The organism is Enteractinococcus helveticum (assembly GCF_001657475.1).
Lineage (GTDB): Bacteria > Actinomycetota > Actinomycetes > Actinomycetales > Micrococcaceae > Yaniella > Yaniella helvetica.
The window spans coordinates 13,730-35,028 of sequence record NZ_LXEY01000014.1 but is presented as its reverse complement, the minus strand read 5'-3'; the positions used below and the strand labels follow the sequence as shown (position 1 = coordinate 35,028).

General features: G+C 55.0%; 15 protein-coding genes and 3 pseudogenes. 14 read left to right on the top strand and 4 right to left on the bottom strand.

What is annotated here, in order from left to right; genetic code table 11:
- On the bottom strand, positions 1 to 1,362 hold the full coding sequence (locus A6F49_RS04475; RefSeq protein ID WP_043057251.1) for a TRAP transporter large permease subunit: 1,362 nt from the start codon (positions 1,360 to 1,362) through the stop codon (positions 1 to 3).
- 390 nt (positions 1,363 to 1,752) lie between these two features.
- Here A6F49_RS04475 and A6F49_RS04470 point away from each other — a divergent pair, with 390 nt between their 5' ends.
- The 4 genes from A6F49_RS04470 to A6F49_RS04455 all read left to right on the top strand — a co-directional run bounded on the left by A6F49_RS04470 (position 1,753) and on the right by A6F49_RS04455 (position 5,772).
- Complete coding sequence (locus tag A6F49_RS04470; protein WP_043057252.1) at positions 1,753 to 2,505, top strand: GntR family transcriptional regulator; 753 nt, start codon at positions 1,753 to 1,755, stop codon at positions 2,503 to 2,505.
- Positions 2,506 to 2,633: 128 nt separating this feature from the next.
- The gene (locus A6F49_RS04465; protein ID WP_043057253.1) at positions 2,634 to 4,022 is read left to right on the top strand and encodes an acyclic terpene utilization AtuA family protein; all 1,389 of its coding nucleotides are present in this window, start codon (positions 2,634 to 2,636) and stop codon (positions 4,020 to 4,022) included.
- Positions 4,023 to 4,343 (top strand): DUF4387 domain-containing protein, encoded by a 321-nt coding sequence (locus A6F49_RS04460; protein WP_043057254.1) that lies wholly within the window; start codon positions 4,023 to 4,025, stop codon positions 4,341 to 4,343.
- A 112-nt stretch (positions 4,344 to 4,455) separates the two neighbouring features.
- On the top strand, positions 4,456 to 5,772 hold the full coding sequence (locus A6F49_RS04455) for an amidase (RefSeq protein ID WP_043057255.1): 1,317 nt from the start codon (positions 4,456 to 4,458) through the stop codon (positions 5,770 to 5,772).
- Positions 5,773 to 5,910: 138 nt separating this feature from the next.
- Here A6F49_RS04455 and A6F49_RS18815 read toward each other — a convergent pair.
- Both A6F49_RS18815 and A6F49_RS18810 read right to left on the bottom strand, forming a co-directional pair.
- Positions 5,911 to 6,054 (bottom strand): annotated as a pseudogene (locus A6F49_RS18815) (hypothetical protein); the annotation flags it as partial.
- Positions 6,055 to 7,104: 1,050 nt separating this feature from the next.
- Positions 7,105 to 7,506: pseudogene (locus A6F49_RS18810) on the bottom strand (PucR family transcriptional regulator ligand-binding domain-containing protein); the annotation flags it as partial.
- Positions 7,507 to 7,620: 114 nt separating this feature from the next.
- Between A6F49_RS18810 and A6F49_RS04445 the strand changes: the two are divergent.
- From A6F49_RS04445 to A6F49_RS04405, 9 genes and pseudogenes are all read left to right on the top strand, one after another.
- A complete protein-coding gene (locus tag A6F49_RS04445) occupies positions 7,621 to 9,171 on the top strand; it encodes a CoA-acylating methylmalonate-semialdehyde dehydrogenase (RefSeq protein WP_082911595.1) in 1,551 nt (516 codons plus the stop codon).
- Positions 9,172 to 9,179: 8 nt separating this feature from the next.
- Positions 9,180 to 10,550, top strand: a pseudogene (locus tag A6F49_RS04440) (aminotransferase class III-fold pyridoxal phosphate-dependent enzyme).
- A 173-nt stretch (positions 10,551 to 10,723) separates the two neighbouring features.
- Positions 10,724 to 11,281, top strand: a complete 558-nt coding sequence (locus A6F49_RS04435) for a DUF7010 family protein (protein ID WP_043057257.1) — start codon at positions 10,724 to 10,726, stop codon at positions 11,279 to 11,281.
- Between the two features lie 34 nt (positions 11,282 to 11,315).
- The gene (locus A6F49_RS04430; RefSeq protein WP_043057258.1) at positions 11,316 to 12,716 is read left to right on the top strand and encodes a plasmid pRiA4b ORF-3 family protein; all 1,401 of its coding nucleotides are present in this window, start codon (positions 11,316 to 11,318) and stop codon (positions 12,714 to 12,716) included.
- Positions 12,717 to 12,749: 33 nt separating this feature from the next.
- A complete protein-coding gene (locus tag A6F49_RS04425) occupies positions 12,750 to 13,007 on the top strand; it encodes a PspC domain-containing protein (protein WP_043057259.1) in 258 nt (85 codons plus the stop codon).
- Positions 13,008 to 13,437: 430 nt separating this feature from the next.
- Positions 13,438 to 15,021, top strand: a complete 1,584-nt coding sequence (locus A6F49_RS04420) for an ABC transporter substrate-binding protein (protein WP_082911594.1) — start codon at positions 13,438 to 13,440, stop codon at positions 15,019 to 15,021.
- Positions 15,018 to 15,968, top strand: a complete 951-nt coding sequence (locus A6F49_RS04415) for an ABC transporter permease (protein WP_043057260.1) — start codon at positions 15,018 to 15,020, stop codon at positions 15,966 to 15,968. The genes A6F49_RS04420 and A6F49_RS04415 overlap by 4 nt, the downstream gene beginning before the upstream one ends.
- Positions 15,965 to 16,840, top strand: coding sequence for an ABC transporter permease (locus A6F49_RS04410; RefSeq protein ID WP_082911593.1), 876 nt, complete (start codon positions 15,965 to 15,967; stop codon positions 16,838 to 16,840). The genes A6F49_RS04415 and A6F49_RS04410 overlap by 4 nt, the downstream gene beginning before the upstream one ends.
- Positions 16,841 to 16,850: 10 nt before the next feature.
- Positions 16,851 to 18,509 (top strand): ABC transporter ATP-binding protein, encoded by a 1,659-nt coding sequence (locus A6F49_RS04405; protein ID WP_043057261.1) that lies wholly within the window; start codon positions 16,851 to 16,853, stop codon positions 18,507 to 18,509.
- Between the two features lie 429 nt (positions 18,510 to 18,938).
- Here the strand turns inward: A6F49_RS04405 and A6F49_RS04400 are convergent, their stop codons facing one another.
- Positions 18,939 to 19,202, bottom strand: coding sequence for an antitoxin VbhA family protein (locus A6F49_RS04400; protein WP_043057262.1), 264 nt, complete (start codon positions 19,200 to 19,202; stop codon positions 18,939 to 18,941).
- A gap of 207 nt (positions 19,203 to 19,409) precedes the next feature.
- Here A6F49_RS04400 and A6F49_RS04395 point away from each other — a divergent pair, with 207 nt between their 5' ends.
- A complete protein-coding gene (locus tag A6F49_RS04395) occupies positions 19,410 to 21,128 on the top strand; it encodes a choline/carnitine O-acyltransferase (protein ID WP_043057263.1) in 1,719 nt (572 codons plus the stop codon).
- Positions 21,129 to 21,299: the final 171 nt, after the last annotated feature.

Sequence of the window (21,299 nt, the reverse complement as noted above, 5' to 3'; positions counted from 1 at the left end):
TCACAGTACGAAGATGGGTAGAAGTCCTGCGAGCAACAGCATGCTCAGGATGATATGGAGCGCCACCCAGATCAGTGCATATTTTACGGTTGGGCCGAATTTCGAATCAGCAATACCCATAGCCACGTAGAGTCCAAGCGCCAACGGTGGTGTCATGCCTTCTAGGGCACCAGTCATCGCGGGAAGCAGCGCTGCTAGTATGAGTGGATCTCCGCCTAGCGTCGCGAAAACACTGATCATAGCGCCACCAAGAATTGCAATTTGGGCAGATCCCGGCAGAATCATGCCAAGTACCGCAAAGAACATCGGAATGACGATTACCAGTAGCCATAATGGAATGTCCATCGCTGAGAAAACTTCTTGAATAGCGTCGTCAACGCCCATTCCACCGAATGCCTCGGAGGTTGCGTAGGCGAAGTAAATGGTGGCGGCAATTGGAACAACACTTTTCAATGAATTAGCGAAGACCGCATAGCGTTCCTTCGCGCCGGCGCTTCCGTTGGAGAAGTTGCTGCGACCAATCAGAAAAGCGTACGCCGCAGCAATAGCCGGGGTGAACATAAGGACCGCACTTGAAAATGCCGCCGCGCCGTCTTCGCCAAGACGCGAAGTAAGGAAATCAGTTGCTTGGGAGTCAATGAACAGCGGGATGAAAATTACCAGCGGTAAGAATAACGCTGACCAGCCCTGCTTGAGCGACTCACGAAACCCGGGTATCTGGTCTTGCGGTACAGGTTTTACGTTGTTGATTTTCGCCAGCACAAATAAGGTGATGAGCCGCTGCAAGAAGAACCATGCACCAATAATGTAAGCGGCGAGCATCCAAGTGGAAAGTGGTAAATCATCCCCGGTTACATCTTGGTAGATAGCAAACGAAAGAAACACGATACCCGATGGCGGAATAATGTTTCCCAACATACTCGCTGACATTTCCGTTGTTGCCGCGAGATGAGGTTTGAAACCAGTACGTTTCATCATCGGGATAGTAAACACCCCGGTCGCGGCAACATTGCCCGGGCCAGTACCAGAAAGAGACGCCATAAATGTACTCGCCATGAGTGCAACGTACCCCGCCCCACCAGGGAGTTTGCCAATAACAGCCAACATTATTCTTATGATGCGGTTCACCGCATCGGTGGCATCGAAAACCGCTGCGACCACCAGGAACGCGAAAATAATGTAGAAAAGGTTATTTGTCGCAGGAAAAACGAGATATCCCCACAGCTCACTCCACTGTCCTGAAACGATGACGACGAAGATAAACGCGACAGCCATAATTTCGTAAATGGGCCGCTTAGCAAACAGAAAGAGAACCGCAATGAGAACGAATACGCCAATAAGTATGAGCAATTCGACTGGCATAGTTGAGAACGCCTAACGTAGAATCGAAATTTTTGAAGACCAGAGGATATAACCGGTAATATCATCCAGTGATGCATCTTACAATAACGACTGCTCGTGGACTTGACCAGTACTTTCAGAAAATATTTTAATTTTCTATGTCGATCACACCACCCGTCGCGCAGAGACCGCGAAAATTTGCGGCTGCGTATTCCACGCCCCTTCACCACCCAAACAGAGCCGACAGCATTTGCAGTCGCACGAATGGTTCATAACACAGGAATTTGAGTGCGACCACCCTAGTCACATCGCCCTTGGAGCTCGAAAGTCTTCGCTCATGCATGGTCCAAAAGTCGTAGATTGCGCTCCGGTACGATAGTGGCAATAACCTGAGAGCCCTAAGGAGTCGTCATGGATCAAGTAGATCCAAGCAGCAGCGTGCCACTATACCTTCAGTTGGTGGCCATTCTGCGCGACAAAATTCAGTCCGCGGACCTTCGCCCGGGCGCGAAACTTCCATCAGAACGCGAATTGTGCGACATGTACGACATCAGTCGTATCACCGTTCGCAACGCTATCAGCCGCGCTGAGAACGAGGGGCTCGTTGAGCGAATCCAGGGGATGGGAACATTTGTCTCAGCGCCGAAATACAAGCAATCCCTTAGTGAAGTAAAGAGCTTCGCCGCCACAATGATTGAAAGCGGAATGGTCGCCTCAACCGAAGTCGTCACGGCCGACAGCGTCTTCCCCGACTTTGGATTAGCAAGAATCCTCAACCAAGCGGTTGACTCTCCAGTGCGCTATCTACACCTACGCGGCATGGGCAATGAAACCCCAAGAGTGTCATACGAGAGCTATTTCCCAGAGAAGCGCGGGATCACCATCACCAACCGGGCACAGGAACTTGCCAAATCCGGTGAAGCGTTCACTACTTTAGATTTGTACCGCGATAGCGACGAGCATTCCGTCACACGAATGGAACAAACCTTCGAAGCGACCACGGCCAACGCTGAGATCGCACAGCGCCTGGCTGTCGACGAGGGTTGGCCCATATTCCGCATCGAATCGGTCATGTACGAAGGCCAAGATCCTATTGAATATCGCATCGCTCATTACCGCGGAGATCAATACAAATTCGCTCTGGAACGCTCACTCGACATCTAACCGAAGCTGCCGAGCGAAACGATCAGCTCTCTTTCGTCTGTAAAATTTGTGCGAGCTGTTGACAAAAGCGACCCAAGTCACCAAACTGGTTATATCTGGTACTAACCAGTCGAGATTAGGGAGATATCTTGAAAGACCAAATTCGAATTGTCAGCCCGAACGGACACCTAGGTTTCGCTCCGACGAAAGAAGAAAGCTTCCATATCGCAGCAGCGACAAAGCCAGACTATTACTGTGCCGATTCTGGAAGCGACGACATTGGTCCAGCTGCACTCGGCGCAGACCGCTCGGTCAGCATGTATAAATGGCAGAAGCACGACCTTGAGCTCATGCTCCTAGCGGCACGAGAACAAGACGTCCCGATGCTCATCGGAAGTGCGGGTGACTGTGGCTCCAACAGCCGTGTTGATATGTATGTTCAAATCATCAAAGATCTAGCCGAAGAACATAATCTACCGCCCTTCAAATTGGCCTACTTTCATTCTGAAGTAGACACCAACGACCTCATCAAAAAGCACAAACAGGGCATTGTTTTCGAAGGCCTTGACGGCAGGGAAAACCTCACCCTGGAACAGATCGAATCAACGGAGCGCTCAGTAGCGGTCACGGGGATCCACCCATACGTTGAAGCGCTCAAACAAGGTGCAGACGTCATCATTGGTGGGCGTTCATCTGATGTTGCAATCTTCGCGGCCCCAGCCATCTTCGAAGGCTTTCCCGAAGAACACGCCTATTACGCAGGAAAAGTCCTGGAATGCGCCTCGTTTTGTGCCGAGCCCTACGGTGCTAAGGAAAGCGTCATTGGCACCGTCAGCCACGAAGATGTGCAAGTCACCGCGATGGCTCCCTTCCAGCGCTGCACCCCGGCCAGTGTTGCGAGCCATGCCATGTACGAGCGAAGCAACCCCTACTACGAGTACTTCGCTGGCGGCATGCTGGACATGACCGACTGTGTGTATGAACAAGTTGATGAAAAGACCACCCGGATCACTGGACAGAAATTCGTCCCGATCGAAGGCGACATCAAGGTCAAATTGGAAGGCTCCGGTTTCGTCGGGGAAAAGTACATCGGTTTAGCGGGCGTTCGAGACCCTTATACCATCGAAAACATCGACGAAGTAGTGCGCCTAGCCAATGAGCAGATTGAAGAAGAATTCGCAGGCCTGGACTACCAGGTGAGCTTTAGAATCTTCGGCAAAAATGGCGTCATGGGCGATCTTGAGCCAATCACCGAGGTTAAGAGCCATGAGCTCATGCTCGTGATCGAAGGGATCGCTCCCACCAAAGAAGAAGCCGAAGCAGTGGCTCTCATGGGCACCCGTCAGATCTTCTATGCACGACTGCCAGAAGTCAAAGGGACCGCAGGAACAGCGTCCTTCGTTGTTGACGAGGTACTCCCAGCGACCGCGGCCTACACCTGGACTATGAACCATACTGTTCCCGTCCAAGATCCAGCAGAACTTTACCAACTGTCTTTCCAGACCATCGATTCGGCAAAAGCAAAAGTAGGAGCATAAGTGGCAACGAAAACTCTTGGCGAACTCGCCAAAACACTGCGCAGCAAAAATGCAGGAACGGATCGCATAACCTTTGACATCGTTTTTGCAGACGAGGAAACATACGACTTGGTTCGCAATAGCGGGGCGCTCACCCGCAAGACTGTCACGGATCTCTTTCGGATCGATGACGACCGCGTTACAGACTTCGTCGAGTTTCAACCCGCGCTTGCTATCAAATTCACCATCCAACGGGAAACCCCCAGTGGCAGCCCTGGCGAAGGTGATATTTTCGGCAGTCAGCAGTATCCGCCGCTGCTAGATATCGAAATTCCGGTCTAGCCATAACGGGCCAGGTGTCACCAAGATGAGACCTGGCCCGCTACTGTCCCCACTGGGCTTGAACTGGGGTCCCGTACCAGCCAGTGTTTGTCACGTGAAGGAGCCAACGCCGTTGAGCACCACGGATCATCTTGAACATGTTCTTCACGAACTCGCTATCATTGACCAGACGTTAGCCACGAGCATTGAACTGTTGAGGGATGCAGCGTTAACCATGGCTGCAGAATCGGACCGTCAGCAGGCCGCAAATACTGCCCGCCCCCTCGAGGGCATGCCGTTCACTGTGAAAGACGTCATCGACGTGGCTGGCGCACGTACCACCGGGGGTTCCAAAACTCGTGAAAATATCGAACCTGCACACGAATCAGCACAGGTTATCCAACGCCTACTCCATGCAGGAGCCATCCCCGTGGCAAAGGACTCGACCAGTGAATTTGCCATTGGTGATATGCACACCCCGCTCAAGGGTCCATGCAGCAACCCGTGGGATGTCAGCCGTTGGGCTGGCGGCTCATCGAGCGGTACTGCAGCAACCGTTGCAACCGGTGTCGTCCCATTTGGCATCGGAACCGACGTTAACGGCTCCGTTCGTATGCCGGCCGCGTTTTGTGGCGTAGTCGGGCTCAAACCCACACGAGGCCTCGTTCCCAGCCACGGGGTTATGCCCATGGCCTGGAGCACTGAGGTCGTTGGACCCCTCGCTAGGGATGCAACCACGCTACGCGAGGTCTTCCTCGTCATGCGTGACTCTACTCCTAGCGCGGTGCCATCACCCGTGCCGGATCGACAACTTCGGTTAGCAGTACCGCAGGACGACATATTCTTGGACTGTGACGCGTCAGTTCTGGCAGGGCTCGAAGATTTTCTAACGACAATGCAGGCTTATGGTACTGAGTCGGTTCTCACGACAATGCCGGAAGCGGCATTTGCAGCACAATCAACCAGACAGATTGTTGCTACCGAATCAGCCTATGTGCACTGTCACGACTCAGACTTGTGGCGTGAATATACTGTGTTCACACAACAGCGACTACAGTTAGGGTTGTCAACCAAAGCCACCGATTACATTCATGCCCAGCACCAAAGTCGCGCCTTATCTCGGGTTCTCACAGCCATGCTGAACGATGCAGATGCGATAGTTATGCCGACCGTTCCGGGGACGGCTCCGAAGATTGCTGACGCGATGATGACGATCAATGATCAAGAAGTAGAGACGTACCTTCATCAGTCGCGTTTCGTTTCATTGTGCAGCGTTACGGGGTTTCCTGCCATCAGTTTCCCCACTGGTTTTGACCACGGCGGCAGACCCGTCTCCACTATGCTCATTGGTGCACCGCGGCACGAAGAACAACTCATCGCCATCGTTGAAACATATCAAGCGCACTCGGACCACCATCTGGTGAGCCCAGACTATAACCGAGCAGCCTGATGCAGTTTGGTTCGCCTTCGATATACACTTTGCACGATGTGAGCCCGGAAGGCTCCGCCAAGTCGGTGTCAAGCTCCCTGCGGTTGATACTGTGACAAAATATTGCAATTGAATTAGCGAAAAATGTATAGGGACTAATTACCTAGTGTTGCTACCCAATAACGTATAGATATGATCTGGCGTTAGGCGATAGGCCAACAATGCTAAATGTATCGCAGTACGACGCTCTTTGTCGGTTTCTAGGTTGTAGCCAAGCTGTAATTCCAGACGCTTCAGCCTGGCATAGAGCGCAGGACGAGAGACATGTAGCGTACGGGCAATGCCTGCCTTATTCTCCGAATGTACGACAGTTTCTATAAAATCCAGCTGCTCCTCAAAATCCCGGCGCGTTCGAAAATGGGAATACAGACCTGAAAGCTCTGTGACAACAAAACTCTGGAAGTGCTCATTACCGTCAAGTGTCGCTAACAACCCCGGAAGACCTAAATCTTGAGCGTAGAAGAAACTACGTTGCTGGCCGGTAGTAGCAACATAGGCTTGAGCCGCTTGAGAGATTTGACCTGCATCTACAAGATTTTGAGCAGCAACTTTAGCCGAATCTGCCGCAACTGCAATACCGGCCACAAGTCGGCTGAGATTTCTCAGTCGGCTAGTGAAACGCGCTTTCGTGTCTTCGATAAGGTCGTGTAGCTCCTCTGAACTTCGAGAAGGGACCAGCACATCGACCACACCAATCTCACTACGTGCGGCAAATACCGGCAACTTTTGGACAGATCCAATTTCTTCCAGAATATCTAATAGCACACCTGACCATCGGTTCAGCCGTTCTTCATTCTGTTGACGTCCAGAAATGCGAAACACCATAGGAACCCAGATAGCGGCTGTGATTGGAGAGTATCCAAAAGTTTCCGTTAGACGCCATTGAACTTCTTGAGCGGAAAGTTCTGTGCCGCCGCGGAGCTGATAAAACAACGATGATGCGGTCGAACGCCGCATTTCGCGTTGTGATCGTGAGGCAAGCATAGAAATTGCGACGGCTTGCCCCGCTCGTTCTAGAACTGTCTGGATCAACGCCTCATCAGCGGTGCAGGTCTCACGAATGACCAGTCTCCCGAGTTCTTCATCACCCGCAACAACCGGGTGCGCGACGCCTACTCTGCCTGGCTTGCGCTGTTCAATTGATTCCCATTCGACCTGACAGCCCAACAGCGCGGTGGCTTCAGCCACGATCCTGCTGGTTGAAGCCGAACCGACGGACAAGCGCGTGAACGCCTCGTGGATGCGTCGATCTGTTTCGACTTCCTGAAGACGCGCTGCGGCAATGTTTTCGTGAACAAATTGGGTCAGCTCCACAAAGCGGATGCGATCATGGAGCAAATAGATTGGAGTTGTTCGGTCACGTGCGGCCTCCTTCAATGCGTTGATGACGCGAGGCCGGTCAGGAAGCACTTCAGCCACTACGGCTACCGCACCGGTGGATTCGATGGTGTCGAGGAACTGGTTGGCGGCTTTAATGCCTTGGTCTGCTCCGTCAACAACGGTGTCCAAGAATGTAGCCGTCGTCAGGATAAATTCACCACCGGGCAGCAAACCCTCTGGGCGTGCAGTTTCTAAAATATGCATCCATCGAACCGGTTCGTCACCAGCAGTTTCATCCGGTTTAGATATCAGATGCGGCGGAGTACTGACGAAGATTTCCAATGCCAAAACTGAATCGACTGTGACATGACGCATGAGCACAGTGTAATCGTTATGCCTCAGATTCGATACAGAGTGTCACTGTCTTGCGGCGTTAAGACCGGGCATGGTGGGAACGTACACATCTTCCGTGAGCAAAGGATGCACTGCATGAACACGATCAACCAGTTGGATCAGACGACCTCCGCTGAGTCCGCCGAAACCCTCAACATCATTGATCACTGGATCGACAATGCTTATACCGAGGGCGTCGAGCCAAACATTGAACGAGCCGACGTCACCAACCCGGCAACCGGCGTCACAACTGGTCAGGTTGTCATGGCCGGACAAGCAACTGTGGACCAGGCCGTTGCCTCGGCAAAGGCCGCGTTCCCGGCATGGCGTGATACTTCGCTGTCCAAACGCACGCAGATTCTGTTCCGCTACCGCGAGCTGCTCAACGAACGCAAAGAAGAACTGGCAGCGCTGATCACCGCCGAACACGGCAAAGTCCTCGACGACGCATTAGGCGAGGTCAACCGCGGCCTAGAAGTCGTCGAATTCGCCTGCGGTATGCCGAACTTACTCAAAGGTGGCTACACCGAAAACGCTTCAACGAATGTCGATGTGCATTCTAAACGCCAGCCGCTGGGCCCCGTCGCGATCATCTCGCCGTTCAACTTCCCAGCGATGGTACCCATGTGGTTCTTCCCGGTTGCCATTGCCGCGGGCAACACCGTCGTCATCAAACCATCGGAGAAAGATCCTTCGGCAGTCAACTGGGAAGCTGAACTTTGGAAAGAAGCCGGCCTGCCAGACGGCGTCTTCAACGTCGTCCACGGCGGCAAGCCTGCCGTTGATGCCCTGTTAGAGCATGACGATATCAAGGCGGTATCGTTTGTTGGCTCGACACCGATCGCAAAATACGTATACGAAACGGCAACCGCTCACGGCAAACGCGTCCAGGCCCTGGGTGGTGCAAAGAACCATATGCTCGTCCTGCCGGATGCCGATCTGGACATGGTGGCCGACAACGCGATCAACGCGGGTTTCGGTTCAGCTGGTGAACGCTGCATGGCCATCTCCGCGCTGGTGGCCGTCGGTGATATCGCTGACGAGCTGGTTGAAAAGATTGCCGAGCGTGCGCGCAACCTGCGCACCGGTGACGGCACGCGTGGCACCGATATGGGTCCGCTGGTGACGTCTGAACACCGCGATAAAGTTGCCGGCTACATCGATGCCGGTGAGCGCGAAGGTGCCACCGTCGTCGTTGATGGCCGGGACGGCGACTTTGATGCCGACGGTAACGGCTACTTTGTTGGTCCGACCCTATTTGACCACGTCACCCCTGAAATGACGATTTACAAGGAAGAAATCTTTGGTCCGGTGCTCTCGGTGCTGCGCGTCGACACTTATGAAGAGGGCCTAGAGCTCAGCAACGCCAACCCGTATGGCAACGGAACCGCGATCTTCACCAACGATGGTGGAGCCGCACGTCGGTTTGAAAATGAAGTGGAAGTCGGCATGATCGGCATCAACGTGCCCATCCCCGTCCCGATGGCCTACTACTCTTTCGGTGGTTGGAAGAACTCGCTATTTGGCGATACGCACGCCCACGGCGCTGAGGGTGTGCATTTCTTCACCCGAGGCAAGGCCGTGACCACCCGTTGGTCGGATCCATCCCACGGCGGCATCAACTTGGGCTTCCCACAAAACCAGTAAGGATTGTCATGACTGTTACCCATTCTTCTGATGTAACCCAAGCGTTGCGGGCCGAGGGCGAGCGCGCTTATGAGCTGGATCGAGCACATGTGTTCCACTCGTGGGCGGCGCAGGATCCGTTTAGCCCGATGACCGTGGTAAAAACCGAAGGCTCCTTCGTCTGGGATGAAACCGGAAAACGCTATATTGATTTCTCCTCGCAGATGGTCAACACCAACGTCGGACATCAGCATCCGAAGGTTGTTGCGGCCATTCAGGAACAGGCCGCGACCATTGCGACCATCGCGCCGGCACATGTCTCGGCACCGCGCTCGGAGGCTGCTCGCCTGATTGCCGAGCGTGCACCCCAGGGTATGGACTACGTGTTCTTCACCAACGGTGGTGCGGATGCCAATGAGCACGCCATCCGCATGGCCCGTTTACACACCGGCAAAACCAAGGTGCTGTCAGCCTATCGCTCCTATCACGGTGGCACGCACCTGGCTGTCAATGTCACCGGCGACCCACGGCGCTTCGCATCGGATACTGCCTCGACCGGGACCGTACACTTTTTGCCGTGCTACCCGTACCGTTCCTACTTCCACGCCGAGACCGAGGAACAGGAAGTGGCTCGTGCCCTGGAGAATCTCGAGAACACCATCGTGCTCGAGGGCCCGGATACCATCGCCGCGCTGATCCTGGAATCTGTGCCGGGTACCGCGGGCATCTATGTGCCACCGGCCGGCTACATGGCCGGAGTGCGAGAGCTGACCGAAAAATACGGCATCGTCTTCATCGCCGATGAAGTCATGTCCGGTTTTGGTCGCACCGGCAAGTGGTTCGCCATCGACCACTGGAACGTCACCCCGGACCTGATCACCTTCGCCAAAGGGGTCAACTCCGGCTACGTACCCCTGGGCGGCGTCATCATCAACGAGGCGATCTTCGATACGTTCCGCAACCGCGTCTACCCTGGCGGGCTGACCTATTCTGGTCACCCGCTGGCCACTGCCGCCGCTGTAGCAACCATCAACGCGATGGAAGACGAAGGCATGAACGCCAATGCCACCCGGCTGGGCGACGACGTCATTGGGCCGAGCCTGCGCCGTCTACAAGAAGCACACCCGTAGGTGGGTGATGTGCGCGGTCTGGGCTGTTTCTGGGCAATCGAACTGGTCACCAACCGAGACTCCAAACAGCCGCTGGCACCCTATGGTTCCAGCTCCGAAGCGATGGGCAAGGTCATTGCCAAATGCAAGGAACTAGGCCTCATCGTATTCGCGAACTTCAACCGCATCCATGTGGTGCCGCCGTTGAATATCGACGACGACGTCGTTGCCGAGGGGCTCGCCATTCTGGATGAGGCACTGTCGGTGGCTGACCAGTATTACCAGCACTGAAAGCCTCCAAACGAACACACACTCAACGGTGGGCTGCAGCATGAGCTGTGGTCCACCGTTGAGGTTTCTCCAGCATGACGCGAGCATCGAGCACCCACAAACTGCAGACCCATTGCATGGTTGGCTGCTAAACTGCGCCCACAATGGAGCCCACACGTTGAGGAAGACCAAGCATGGATTTGGCCGATGCATTAGGACAACTCGCCGAGCAAAATCTGTCAGGGGTCGCGTTTCTGAGCGCCTATGGTTTGACCTGGCTGGTGTGTGCTGTGTTTTGGTCACGCGCGTCCCAACGCACTGCCGCATACGCGACCCTGTTCCAAGGCATGGTGGCGTTCCCCATCGCGCTAGGCTTGTCTGCGCTGATCGGAGCCATCGGTCAATCCAGACCTGTCCCCGACGAGATCACACAGCTATCCATTCTGATCGGTATTTCACAGCTACTTGGTCTACCGCTGCTGATCTATCTGATCAGCAAACGCCAGTACGGGCTCGTGCCGGTCGTATTTGCCACGATCACCGCGGTGCACTTCGTCCTATATTCGTGGCTGTATCAAACACCGCTCTACATTGGCATGGCTGTCTTGATCGCTCTTTCAACGACGGCGGTCATGGGTACCGCAGAAGAAGCCAATCCCCGCTCCGGCCCGGGTCGGGTCTGCCTGGTCACCGGTGGCCTGTTAGTGCTTACCGCTGCGGTCCTTGCGTCGATTCATCTGGTGACCAGCTAAACGGCTCGCCTCATCCGGCCGGTAAACTGCACCCATGGACTTCATGAGCAGCTTTGGATACGAGAGGCCCCCGCGACCAGTTAGACGACGCGATCGGCTTGCGGAAACCTATATTTTCCAGTTACGCATCGATCTAGACGGCGCACGGCCTCCCATTTGGCGCCGCATTGAAATTCGCTCCGACGTTTCCCTACTCACCCTGCATCGTGTCATTCAGGGCGCATTCGAATGGTATGACTACCACTTATATCGTTTCTCTCTTGGCCACCCGTTTAGTTGGGATAGTGAATACTTCCTCTGTGACTACGATATGACCGACGGCGAGGATGAAGGCACCTTCGTTGACGACGTTCGCCTTGACGAAACCTTGCAAGAACCCGGCGATAAGCTGAACTATGTCTATGACTACGGTGACAGCTGGCACCACAGCATCAAACTCGAAAAGGTCCGTCAGGCCATGCCGGATGATCCCATCGCGGTCTGCATCGCTGGCCGACGAGCAGCACCGCCGGAGGACTCCCGCGGCATGACCGAACAAGAATTACTCGACGAGTTCGACTTCGACCCAGCCTATTTTGACCTCGATGAGATTAATGAAGCGATCGATAGCTGGCTGGTAGCTCCCGCTGGTTTCGCTCCGGCAGGACCTGTCCCAGAGCTCTTCGGCTTCGACCAAGAAACACGAACACTCATCGCTCAGTTTCCGCAGTTCAAGAGCATTCTGAACCAATGTCAGGACCAACAGGCTCGCTCCGAGATGATCCATCGTTTGGAAATACTGGCCTCAGATGATCCAAGGTCAGGTCGTCCAGTGCCAGAAGAACCCGAGTTGGTCGATTCACTCAGCGCGGTGCAGCTCCTCCTTGACGAGATTGGCACCGGGGTACGGCTCACGAGCGCCGGATATCTTCCTCCCAAAATCGCGTTTCGTTTTGGTGAAGAGCTCGGGTTGAGAGATTTTGAACTGTCTACCGGCGGTGAGTCAAAAATGCTAGCGGTGATGCACGTTCGCGAGGCTCTTCAACAGGTCGGATTGCTGCGCAAATATAAGGGCGACCTGTTACTCACCAAGGCGGCCAAGGACGGCCGAGAAACAACATCACTGTTGTGGAATCACTTAGCAGCCCGTCTCTTACCCTCTGAACCATCCGCTCGCACGTTCTCCCATGATGCGGCACTACTGTCCTTATTATTTGCAGCAACCTCAGATGACGGTTTTGAACTCCAGACCGTAGCCGAGATACTCACCGCATCTGGATGGCGCATCAATCATGAGCCTGTGCAAAGCCACGACGTCGTATTTCAGGGCTCATGGCAAACGATCTTGTTGTGGTACATCGCGCCGAAAGATCAACGGGCGTGGTTCAATGGCACCGTCAGCCCTGCGGCGGCCGAGCTTGCCAGGGCAACACTTTTGACAGCGAAATCGCTATAGTGCGAACAAAAGATTTCGCGTAGCGTCAATGCCATGAACACCATCTTCGACTCCATCCGCCACATCAGATTTCGCCGAGGACCACAACGCATCTTAGGTGGTATCGCCGGAGGGATCGCCTCACGTTTTGGTATCAACGTCTGGCTTGTCCGGCTCTTGGTCCTGGTCTCATTTTTGCTACCAGTTATCGGTTGGATTCTCTACGTCGTCGTCTGGATCGTTACGCCATGGCGCGATAACAGCATTCCGCTGGAACGAATGCTCGAAGGCAAGCGTCCTCCGAAACGCTAATGCCAACCCTGTCTCGCCGTTTATGTTCTCGCGGTTAAAGCCCGAAGATTCGACGTGCCTCGTGGACACGCGGCGTTGAGGCCAGCACTTGATAGCGTGATGCTTCCAGTGCACGCTGCCACATTGTTTGAATTCATCGAACGTTGGTTTTGCCAAAGACCTGACTAAGCTTTCAAACCTTGCGACCCTGCGGGGGTGTTGTTAGGTTCAAGATCATGTCGGCTATATCATGTTCTCAGAGTTCAGTCTCGGTCCGGCGTGCCAAAAAAGTGATTCGAGATGCCAGTCCCGCCCAGCGAGCAATCGCAAAACACCTGGGTATTGACGACACGAAATTATCCAAAACACTGGCCGGCAGGCTCCAAGAACCTCATCCACTGTAAGGCTTTGTGTTTCACCGTCTGTATTAGATTCAACATTTGGATAGTGGATGAGATCAACACCTGCATATAATTCGCTGACGATGCCGTTCAGTCGGCGCACGCTTTTGGGCGGCGTCCTTGGGCTCGGAGCTTTGGGGACACTGACAGCCTGTAACACGGGCCCGCTGGTTGAATACCGCACCGATAGCGGCCCCGTCCAAGGCGGCATCTTGCGAGTCGGGCTGACAGGTGGCGACGCCGCTGACACGTTGGATGCGCATATTCCGACAAACTCGGCCGACACCGCCCGCTGCGTGAACCTGTACGAACCGCTGTTGCGTCGCAATGATGACTATGAACTGGAATACCGGCTAGCCGAATCGTTTGAGCCCAATACGGATGCGACCGTGTGGACGGTTGTGTTGCGGGAGGGGCTGAAATTTTCCGACGGTAGTGCCATTACGTCCGATGCTGTAAAAGCCACGATTGCCCGCATTACTGACCCGGATGATCCGAAAAATGGTGCCGCGATGTTGACGCACGTGTCCGACGTCGTAGTAGTCAATGACCGTACCGTGAACATCGAGTTATCCGCTGCCGATGCGGAGTTGGATGACGCATTTTCACAGTATCAAATGGGGATTGTGCCGGTGGATTACGATCCGAGTGACCCGGTGTCCTCTGGAGCGTTCAAGCTCAAAGACTTCGTACCGGCTCAGTCCACGGTATTGGAACGCAATGAGCATCATTTTGAGGGACCAGCACACCTGGATGAAGTCCACCTGCTGAATTTTTCTGAAAACGATGCGATGATCAATGCGCTACTGTCGACTCAGGTGGATGCGCTCGCCCAGCTGCCGCCGGCCCTGGCAAAAGTGCTGCGGGCCGATGAACGGTTACGCGTCCTGGATTCAGAAACCGGAATGTGGTTGCCCTTTACGATGCGAGTTGATGTCGCACCCTTCGACGACGTGCGCGTTCGGCAAGCCTTCCGGTTGGCCATTGATCGGCAGCAAATGGTTGACCAGGTGTTTTCCGGTCACGGTTTTGTGGGAAATGACATGTATGCCGTCTTTGACCCGGCTTATCCGCAAGATCTGCCCCAGCGGGAACAAGACATTGCCCAGGCCAAACAGCTACTGGCCGAGGCCGGCTATCCGGACGGGATAAGCGTGGAGCTTGTGGCTGCCCCCATCCAATCTGGAGCGGTGGAAGCCGCCCAGGTATTCGCCCAACAAGCCGCTGCAGCCGGGATCAATATTTCGATTCGTCGACTGGACGAGACGGCGTTTTGGGAAAATTATTTGGAATGGGATTTCGCGCTGTCGTTCTGGTATACCCGAAACTTTTTAGCCCAAACTTCACAGTCCACCGTTGAAGGCGCACCGTTCAACGAGACGCACTGGCTCGATGCAGACTATGCGGCAGCGGTGGCGGCAGCTCGTGCAGAACGCGATGATGAGCAACGCTATGCGATGATCCGTCAACAACAGCAACGTCTCTATGAAGAAGGTGGCTATATCATCTGGGGTTTCTTCAATCAGGTGGATGCCTATCACAGCTACGTGGTTGGGTTGCAAGAAAACGCGACCGGTAGCCCCCTGGGTGGTTATAACTTCCACCGCGTGTGGATCGCGGAGGTGGCCGAATGACCAAGATGATTTTCAAACGCCTGGGCATCAGCGTTTTCATTTTGCTGGCGGTGTCCATTGTGGTGTTCGTGGCCACCCTGTTACTGCCGGGTGACCCGGCTCGGGCCATCCTGGGGCAGCAGGCCACCCCCGAACGCATCGCCGCGCTCAATGCACAAATGGGGCTCGATGAGCCACCCGTGCAACGCTATTTCGGGTGGCTGGCCGGACTGTTTACCGGCGATCTGGGCACCTCGGTGTCCACTGGCGGTGCGGTGACCGAGCTCCTGGGCGAAACCGTTGTCAACTCATTAGTCCTGCTGGCAGCCGCGGCCATCATTGCTGTGCCGGCTGGGATCCTGCTTGGGATCTATTCTGCATTCCACCGTGCCACGAAACGCGAAACTGGGATCACCTGGTTATCGCTGATCCTGGCGGCGATGCCAGAATTCGTCGTCGGGATTGCACTGATCACCCTATTTGCCACCGGAGTGTTCCGCATCCTACCGGCCGTGACGATGGCCCCGCCGGGCACCAGGGTGTGGGAGTATCCGCTCCAACTGATCCTGCCGGCCTTGACACTGGTGATCGTTGTGACCCCATATATTGTGCGCATGACCCGTGCGACCATGATCGAGGCGTTAGGTTCCGGCCATGTTGAAATGGCGCGTCTCAAAGGCGTTCCCGAACGCCAGGTCACCCTACGCCACGCGCTACCGCATGCCATCGGCCCGGTAGCCCAGGTCATTGCCATCCAGCTGGCCTGGCTCGTGGGTGGTGTGGTTGTGGTGGAATACCTGTTCCGGTATCCAGGGGTGGGCCAGGCGCTGATTGATGCGGTCAATAACCGCGATGTGCAAGTAGTCCAGGCCATTTCGCTGCTGGTCGCCGTCGTCTATGTGATCGTCAACCTACTGGCCGATGTGGTTGGTATCCTGGCCAATCCGCGGTTAAGGAGCGCCAAATGAGCCAAGCCGAAGCACTCAAAACCTCCGGGTCCAAACCCCAACCACTCTTGGTGCGAGTATGGCAGCAGCCTTCTGGCAAGGTGGGGACCATCCTGACGGTTTTCATCATCCTGTTGGCAGTCATCGGCTACCTGTTTGCCGAAGCCATCGCAGGCTACTCCCCGACCGAATTCATGGGCCAACCCTTTGAATCCATTGGGCTGTTTGGCACCGACGATCTGGGACGCTCCGTCGCCTCGCGCTTCCTCACCGGAGGCTTGGCCTTGCTGTGGTATTCCGTTGCGGCAACCGCCATCGGAGTGGTTCTTGGGTCGATCATGGGTATGATCGCCGCGTATTCAGGCGGTGTGACCGATTCGATCATCATGCGAACTAATGACGTCGTACTGGCCTTCCCACAACTGGTCCTAGCACTATTGGCCATCGTGATCTTCGGGCCCACCGGATGGGTCCTGGTGTTAGTCATCGGATTCACCCATGCACCTCGTGTCGCCCGCGTTGCACGAGCCGCGACCCTATCGGTAACGTCGCAGGACTACATCCTGGCTGCGCAAATGTATGCGATGCCGCGCTGGCAAATCCTGTCCCGCGAAATCTTCCCCAACATCACCGGTCCTATTGCCGTGGAAACCGGGCTGCGGTTGACGTACTCGATCGGTACGATCGCCTCCCTGTCCTTCCTGGGGCTGGGCATGCAGCCGCCCACCGCCGACTGGGGGCTGATGATCAACGAAAACCGGATCGCATTATCCATCCAGCCCTGGGGTGTGCTGCTGCCGGTCATCGCGATCGCCATCTTGACCATCGGCACCAATTTACTGGCCGATGCGATCGCCCGGGCCACCGCAACTACTGCTACACAGACCAGTTAGGACTACAACCATGACCGCACAGATCGAACCCGTGGTGGCCGTCCGCAACCTGCGCGTGGCCACGACCGACGGTACCGAAATCATCCACGGAGTGGAATTTGACCTCTATCGCGGCGAAGTCCTAGGTTTAGTTGGAGAATCCGGTTCGGGTAAAACCACCGCCGGGCTGGCCTGCCTGGCCCACTACCGCGAAGGCCTTCAACACGCCGGCGGCTCCATCATGATCACCCCGGTCAATGGAACCGAACCCTTCAACCTGCTTGATCTGGATGCCGAGACCATCCGATCGTTGCGTGGCCGCCGAATCGCCTATGTGCCACAGGATCCGGCGCTGTCTTTGAACCCCGCTATGCGGGTGGGCGACCAAATTTTAGAGGTCCTGACCATCCACAAGTATGGTTCCAGTGACGCCGAACGTCGGGCCCGAGTCGCCGAAGTCCTAGCCGATGTGGATCTGCCCAATAACGATGCCTATCAACGCCGCTGGCCGCACCAACTGTCGGGTGGTCAACAGCAACGCATCGGTATTGCGATGGCGTTTGCGATGAACCCCGATGTCCTGGTGCTGGATGAGCCCACCACCGGCCTGGATGTGTCCACCCAGGCCCACGTGTTAGAGACGATCAGGCACATGACTGTCACCCACAATGTGGCCAGTCTTTATATCACCCACGACCTGGCCGTCGTCGCGGCCCTTGCCCACCGAGTTGCCGTCATGTACCGGGGCGAAGTTGTGGAAACCGGCGACTGGGAGCAAATCCTCACCCGACCAGAACACCCTTACACGCGTCGTCTGATTGCCGCAGTCCCAGATTTGGCCGGTGAAAAGGATCTGGAATCCACTGCCGAGCTGCCACGCGCCCGCACCGTTCAGGCATCCGATACCTCCGAGGATGAGCCAACGGTGTGGGACGAAAAATACTTGCTGGAAGTGCAAAACCTCAACGTAGCCTACGGTGACACCACCGTTTTGAACAACATCAGTTTGGGCATTGAACCGGGTCAGTGCACCCTGTTACTGGGCGAGTCCGGATCCGGCAAAACTACGTTAGCGCGCTCAATCGCAGGCCTCCTACACCACTACGAGGGGACTGTGAAACTGCGCGGTGAGCAACTAGCCACCGGCACCCGCAAACGCAATCTGGCTCAGCGCCAAGACTTGCAGTATATTTTCCAATCCCCCTACGCTTCACTGAACCCGCGCCGTACAATCGGCCAATCCCTATCGGTACCCCTGGATATGTCCGGAATCCTGCCTAAGAAACAGCGCCGTGCCGTGGTCGAAGAAACGCTGGAAGCCGTCCAATTGGATGCGTCGTTTTATAACCGTCGTCCCGGCGATTTGTCAGGTGGTGAACGCCAGCGCGCAGCAATCGCCCGAGCTCTTGTGAATGCCCCATCGGTCATGATCTGTGATGAGATCACCTCAGCACTCGATGTCTCGGTGCAGGCATCGATCATTGCCCTGTTGAATTATCTGCGCGAATCCCGCGGATTGACCATGCTGTTTGTCACGCACAACATCACCCTGGCACGCCACATCGCAACCCATATTGCGGTACTGAATGAGGGAGACCTCGTCGAATACGGCACCGTGGACAAAGTCCTAGATAATCCCACCCACGAATACACGAAGTCCCTGCTAGCCAACATCGTGGAACTCAAATAACGTCAAGTTAGAGACGGCTTCTGCCGGAGTTCATGGGTTACGTTTTTTAGTTCGAATCAGGCTAACTCGCTCCGTCTGATTCCTACCTGAGTTCTTCGGGTTGTAAGTGACAGGACCAGCCACCACTTTACGAAGGAGCTCACGCACTATGGCAAGATCTCCCGTCACCACTGCTTCACGGAAGCTAGGTCATTCATCTATCCCGAAACATGACGCCATTCCAGCTTCCAACCAGCGTTGTGGGCGACTTTTAGCCAGATGGTGCGCTGTGCTCGACCGTGACCTTCCTGAAAAGGGTGAATGTTCTCAGAAATTCAGCCGTTCTAGCCATGACTAAGTCGGCTTCTATCTGAGTTAGATCTTCAAGAGATTCGGCCCCGACTTTATTTGTTAAAACGCCGGTTCTCGGATTCCAAGTACGGATCGTTTTTAACGCTCAAGACCGTGTAGGGCTCTCACACGAGCCACCAACGTTTCAGCATTAATTTCGCCCGATATATAATCGTAGGTTTCCAATATCGCTTGCTGGCTAGCTTCCATACCTTCCATATTGGAATTATGAATAGCCTGTCCGATATGCCTTGCTCGTTCCGCCGCGGTAATCGCCTGCGTGGAGTTGACGACTTCGTCTTCGTTTGTTTCAGAAAGTGCTGTGATTCGGAAACTATGCGAAACGTCTGGATCTAGAAGCATTTTGGTGTTCCTTTCCCGCTACTACCAATTCATGCTCTCCAGAGCTCAAGCATAGAAATCAGACCTCAATGGCAGTCGAGGTCGGTCACGACCAATACCCAAGGACACCGACAGGTGGTTGGAGCCCGCTAGCAACATACCTCGAAACTTTCGTACCTTCAACGACTAGACTAGCCATGCTGCTTTCACCAGGTAAAGGAAACTTTTGTGCGTACGTATCCGCATCATCTCACCGCCGATCTGCCACCATTACCGGTGCCTACCCTGCAGGAATCCTTTGAACGATTCCGGAAAGCAACGGCAGCCCTATTGGATCCGGCCGAAGCCAGCGGGCTGAATCAGAGCATCGCGGACTTTGTGCACGATCACGCCCCAGCGTTGCAACAGACGTTGGAAGAATACGCAGCAACCATGACGGAATCCGGTTCCAACTGGATGGCCGAACAATGGCTGGAGCGATACCTGAACAACCGTGACCCACTGCTGTTAACCGATAACGTTACCTACCAACTCAACCTGCCCACCGAATCCACCGGCATTGAGCGGATCGTGGAGTTATTGCAGCGCATCGGCAGTATCCACATTCTGCAGGCCAAACGTGATACGCCAGCCGAAGTTGATCCCAAAGGCCGTCGAATGTCGATGGATAGTTGGGCGGATTTCAATGGCGGCATCCGCACCCCTGCCGACGAGGTCGACATTTGGATGCGTGCCGGCACAGGAGCCACGTATCGAACCATCGGCATCCTGTATTTGGGACGCATGTGGGAAATTCCGTTCACCGGCGCCGAGGGCAAACTCCTGGATGCTAACCAACTGCGCTCTTCCGTCGAATATGTCTTGCAACAGACCACACCGGCTACCCAAAATTTTGTTGCTTTCTCGGCGTTGGGTTCCGAAATCCTGGCCGCCGATGCACCATGGACGACACAAGAGAACCAGCCGGTCTACAATCAGTTGGCCAACATGTTGTTCACGCTCACGATTGACCCGGACGCTAGCGATGACATCGCCACGCTCCAACGCTGGGCCTTCCAGACCGGCAATGCCTGGGTGTATAAACCGATCAGCTATCTCACCGCTTTGGATTCGAACATGTTGGCCGCCAGTCTGGAACATTCGGTCATTGACGGCGGAACGCTGGCCACCGCTGTCACCCGGATGCAGCACATCAATCTTGCCACGCTGGATACCCAACACGATGCGCACATAGAAGCTGCCCAGGAGTTGGTGTGGCACGACGTCAACTATGATCTCGCAGGCATTACCGAACAATCCTCCCGGTTGTCTGCGAGGCGCGTCGTCGCCAGGCGAGATGAACCGCTGCTATATGAGATCAGTGCGGATGCTCGAGCACAGTTGATTTTGATGATCGCCCAGCACCTGACTTTCGGAACAATCCGGTCGCACTATGAGTCCTGCGATATGCGGCACTATCGTGGTGGACGCACGGAAACGATCCGGCCGGTGACGATGGAAGCCCTTACGTTTGTGACCGCGCTCGTTGAACAGCAGGCCACGGAATCACAATTCACCGCGGCGGTGTCGGCGCACACCGACTGGATTAAGGCCGCCAAAATGAGCCAGGTCTTTGACCGGCACCTATTCATGATGCAATACATTGGCCAAGAGCTCGGTGGCGCCGATGCCGCGATCTTTGCCAATTATCCTGTTGCTCAAGAAGATTTCCTATCGACATCATCATTAGGTACTCCCGAGGCGATTATCCGATTTGTCTTTGCACCCACCGCCCGGCATGGGTTCGGCGTGAACTACACGACTGTAGATAACGGGACGGAGTACGTGGTCACCTGGACACAGGACACTTCTAGAGCCGAGGAATTCTGTGACAATCTACCGATTGCTGCCGATCTGCTCTACGACTTCTTCGGGTCGCTGGCGCCGGTCATTCACAGCGAACACTAGAGGTCAGAAGACTCATCATTCGTGTGGCGACCTGGCCACCTCAGTTTTGCCTTGAATCGCGACTCTGATAAAGCACCAGCTCAAACATAAGAGCACCGTATAACCCTGACCATTGGCACGCTGCGAATTGGCCCAGGCAAATCACGCTGTCCCCGTTGGTCTGCCTGACGT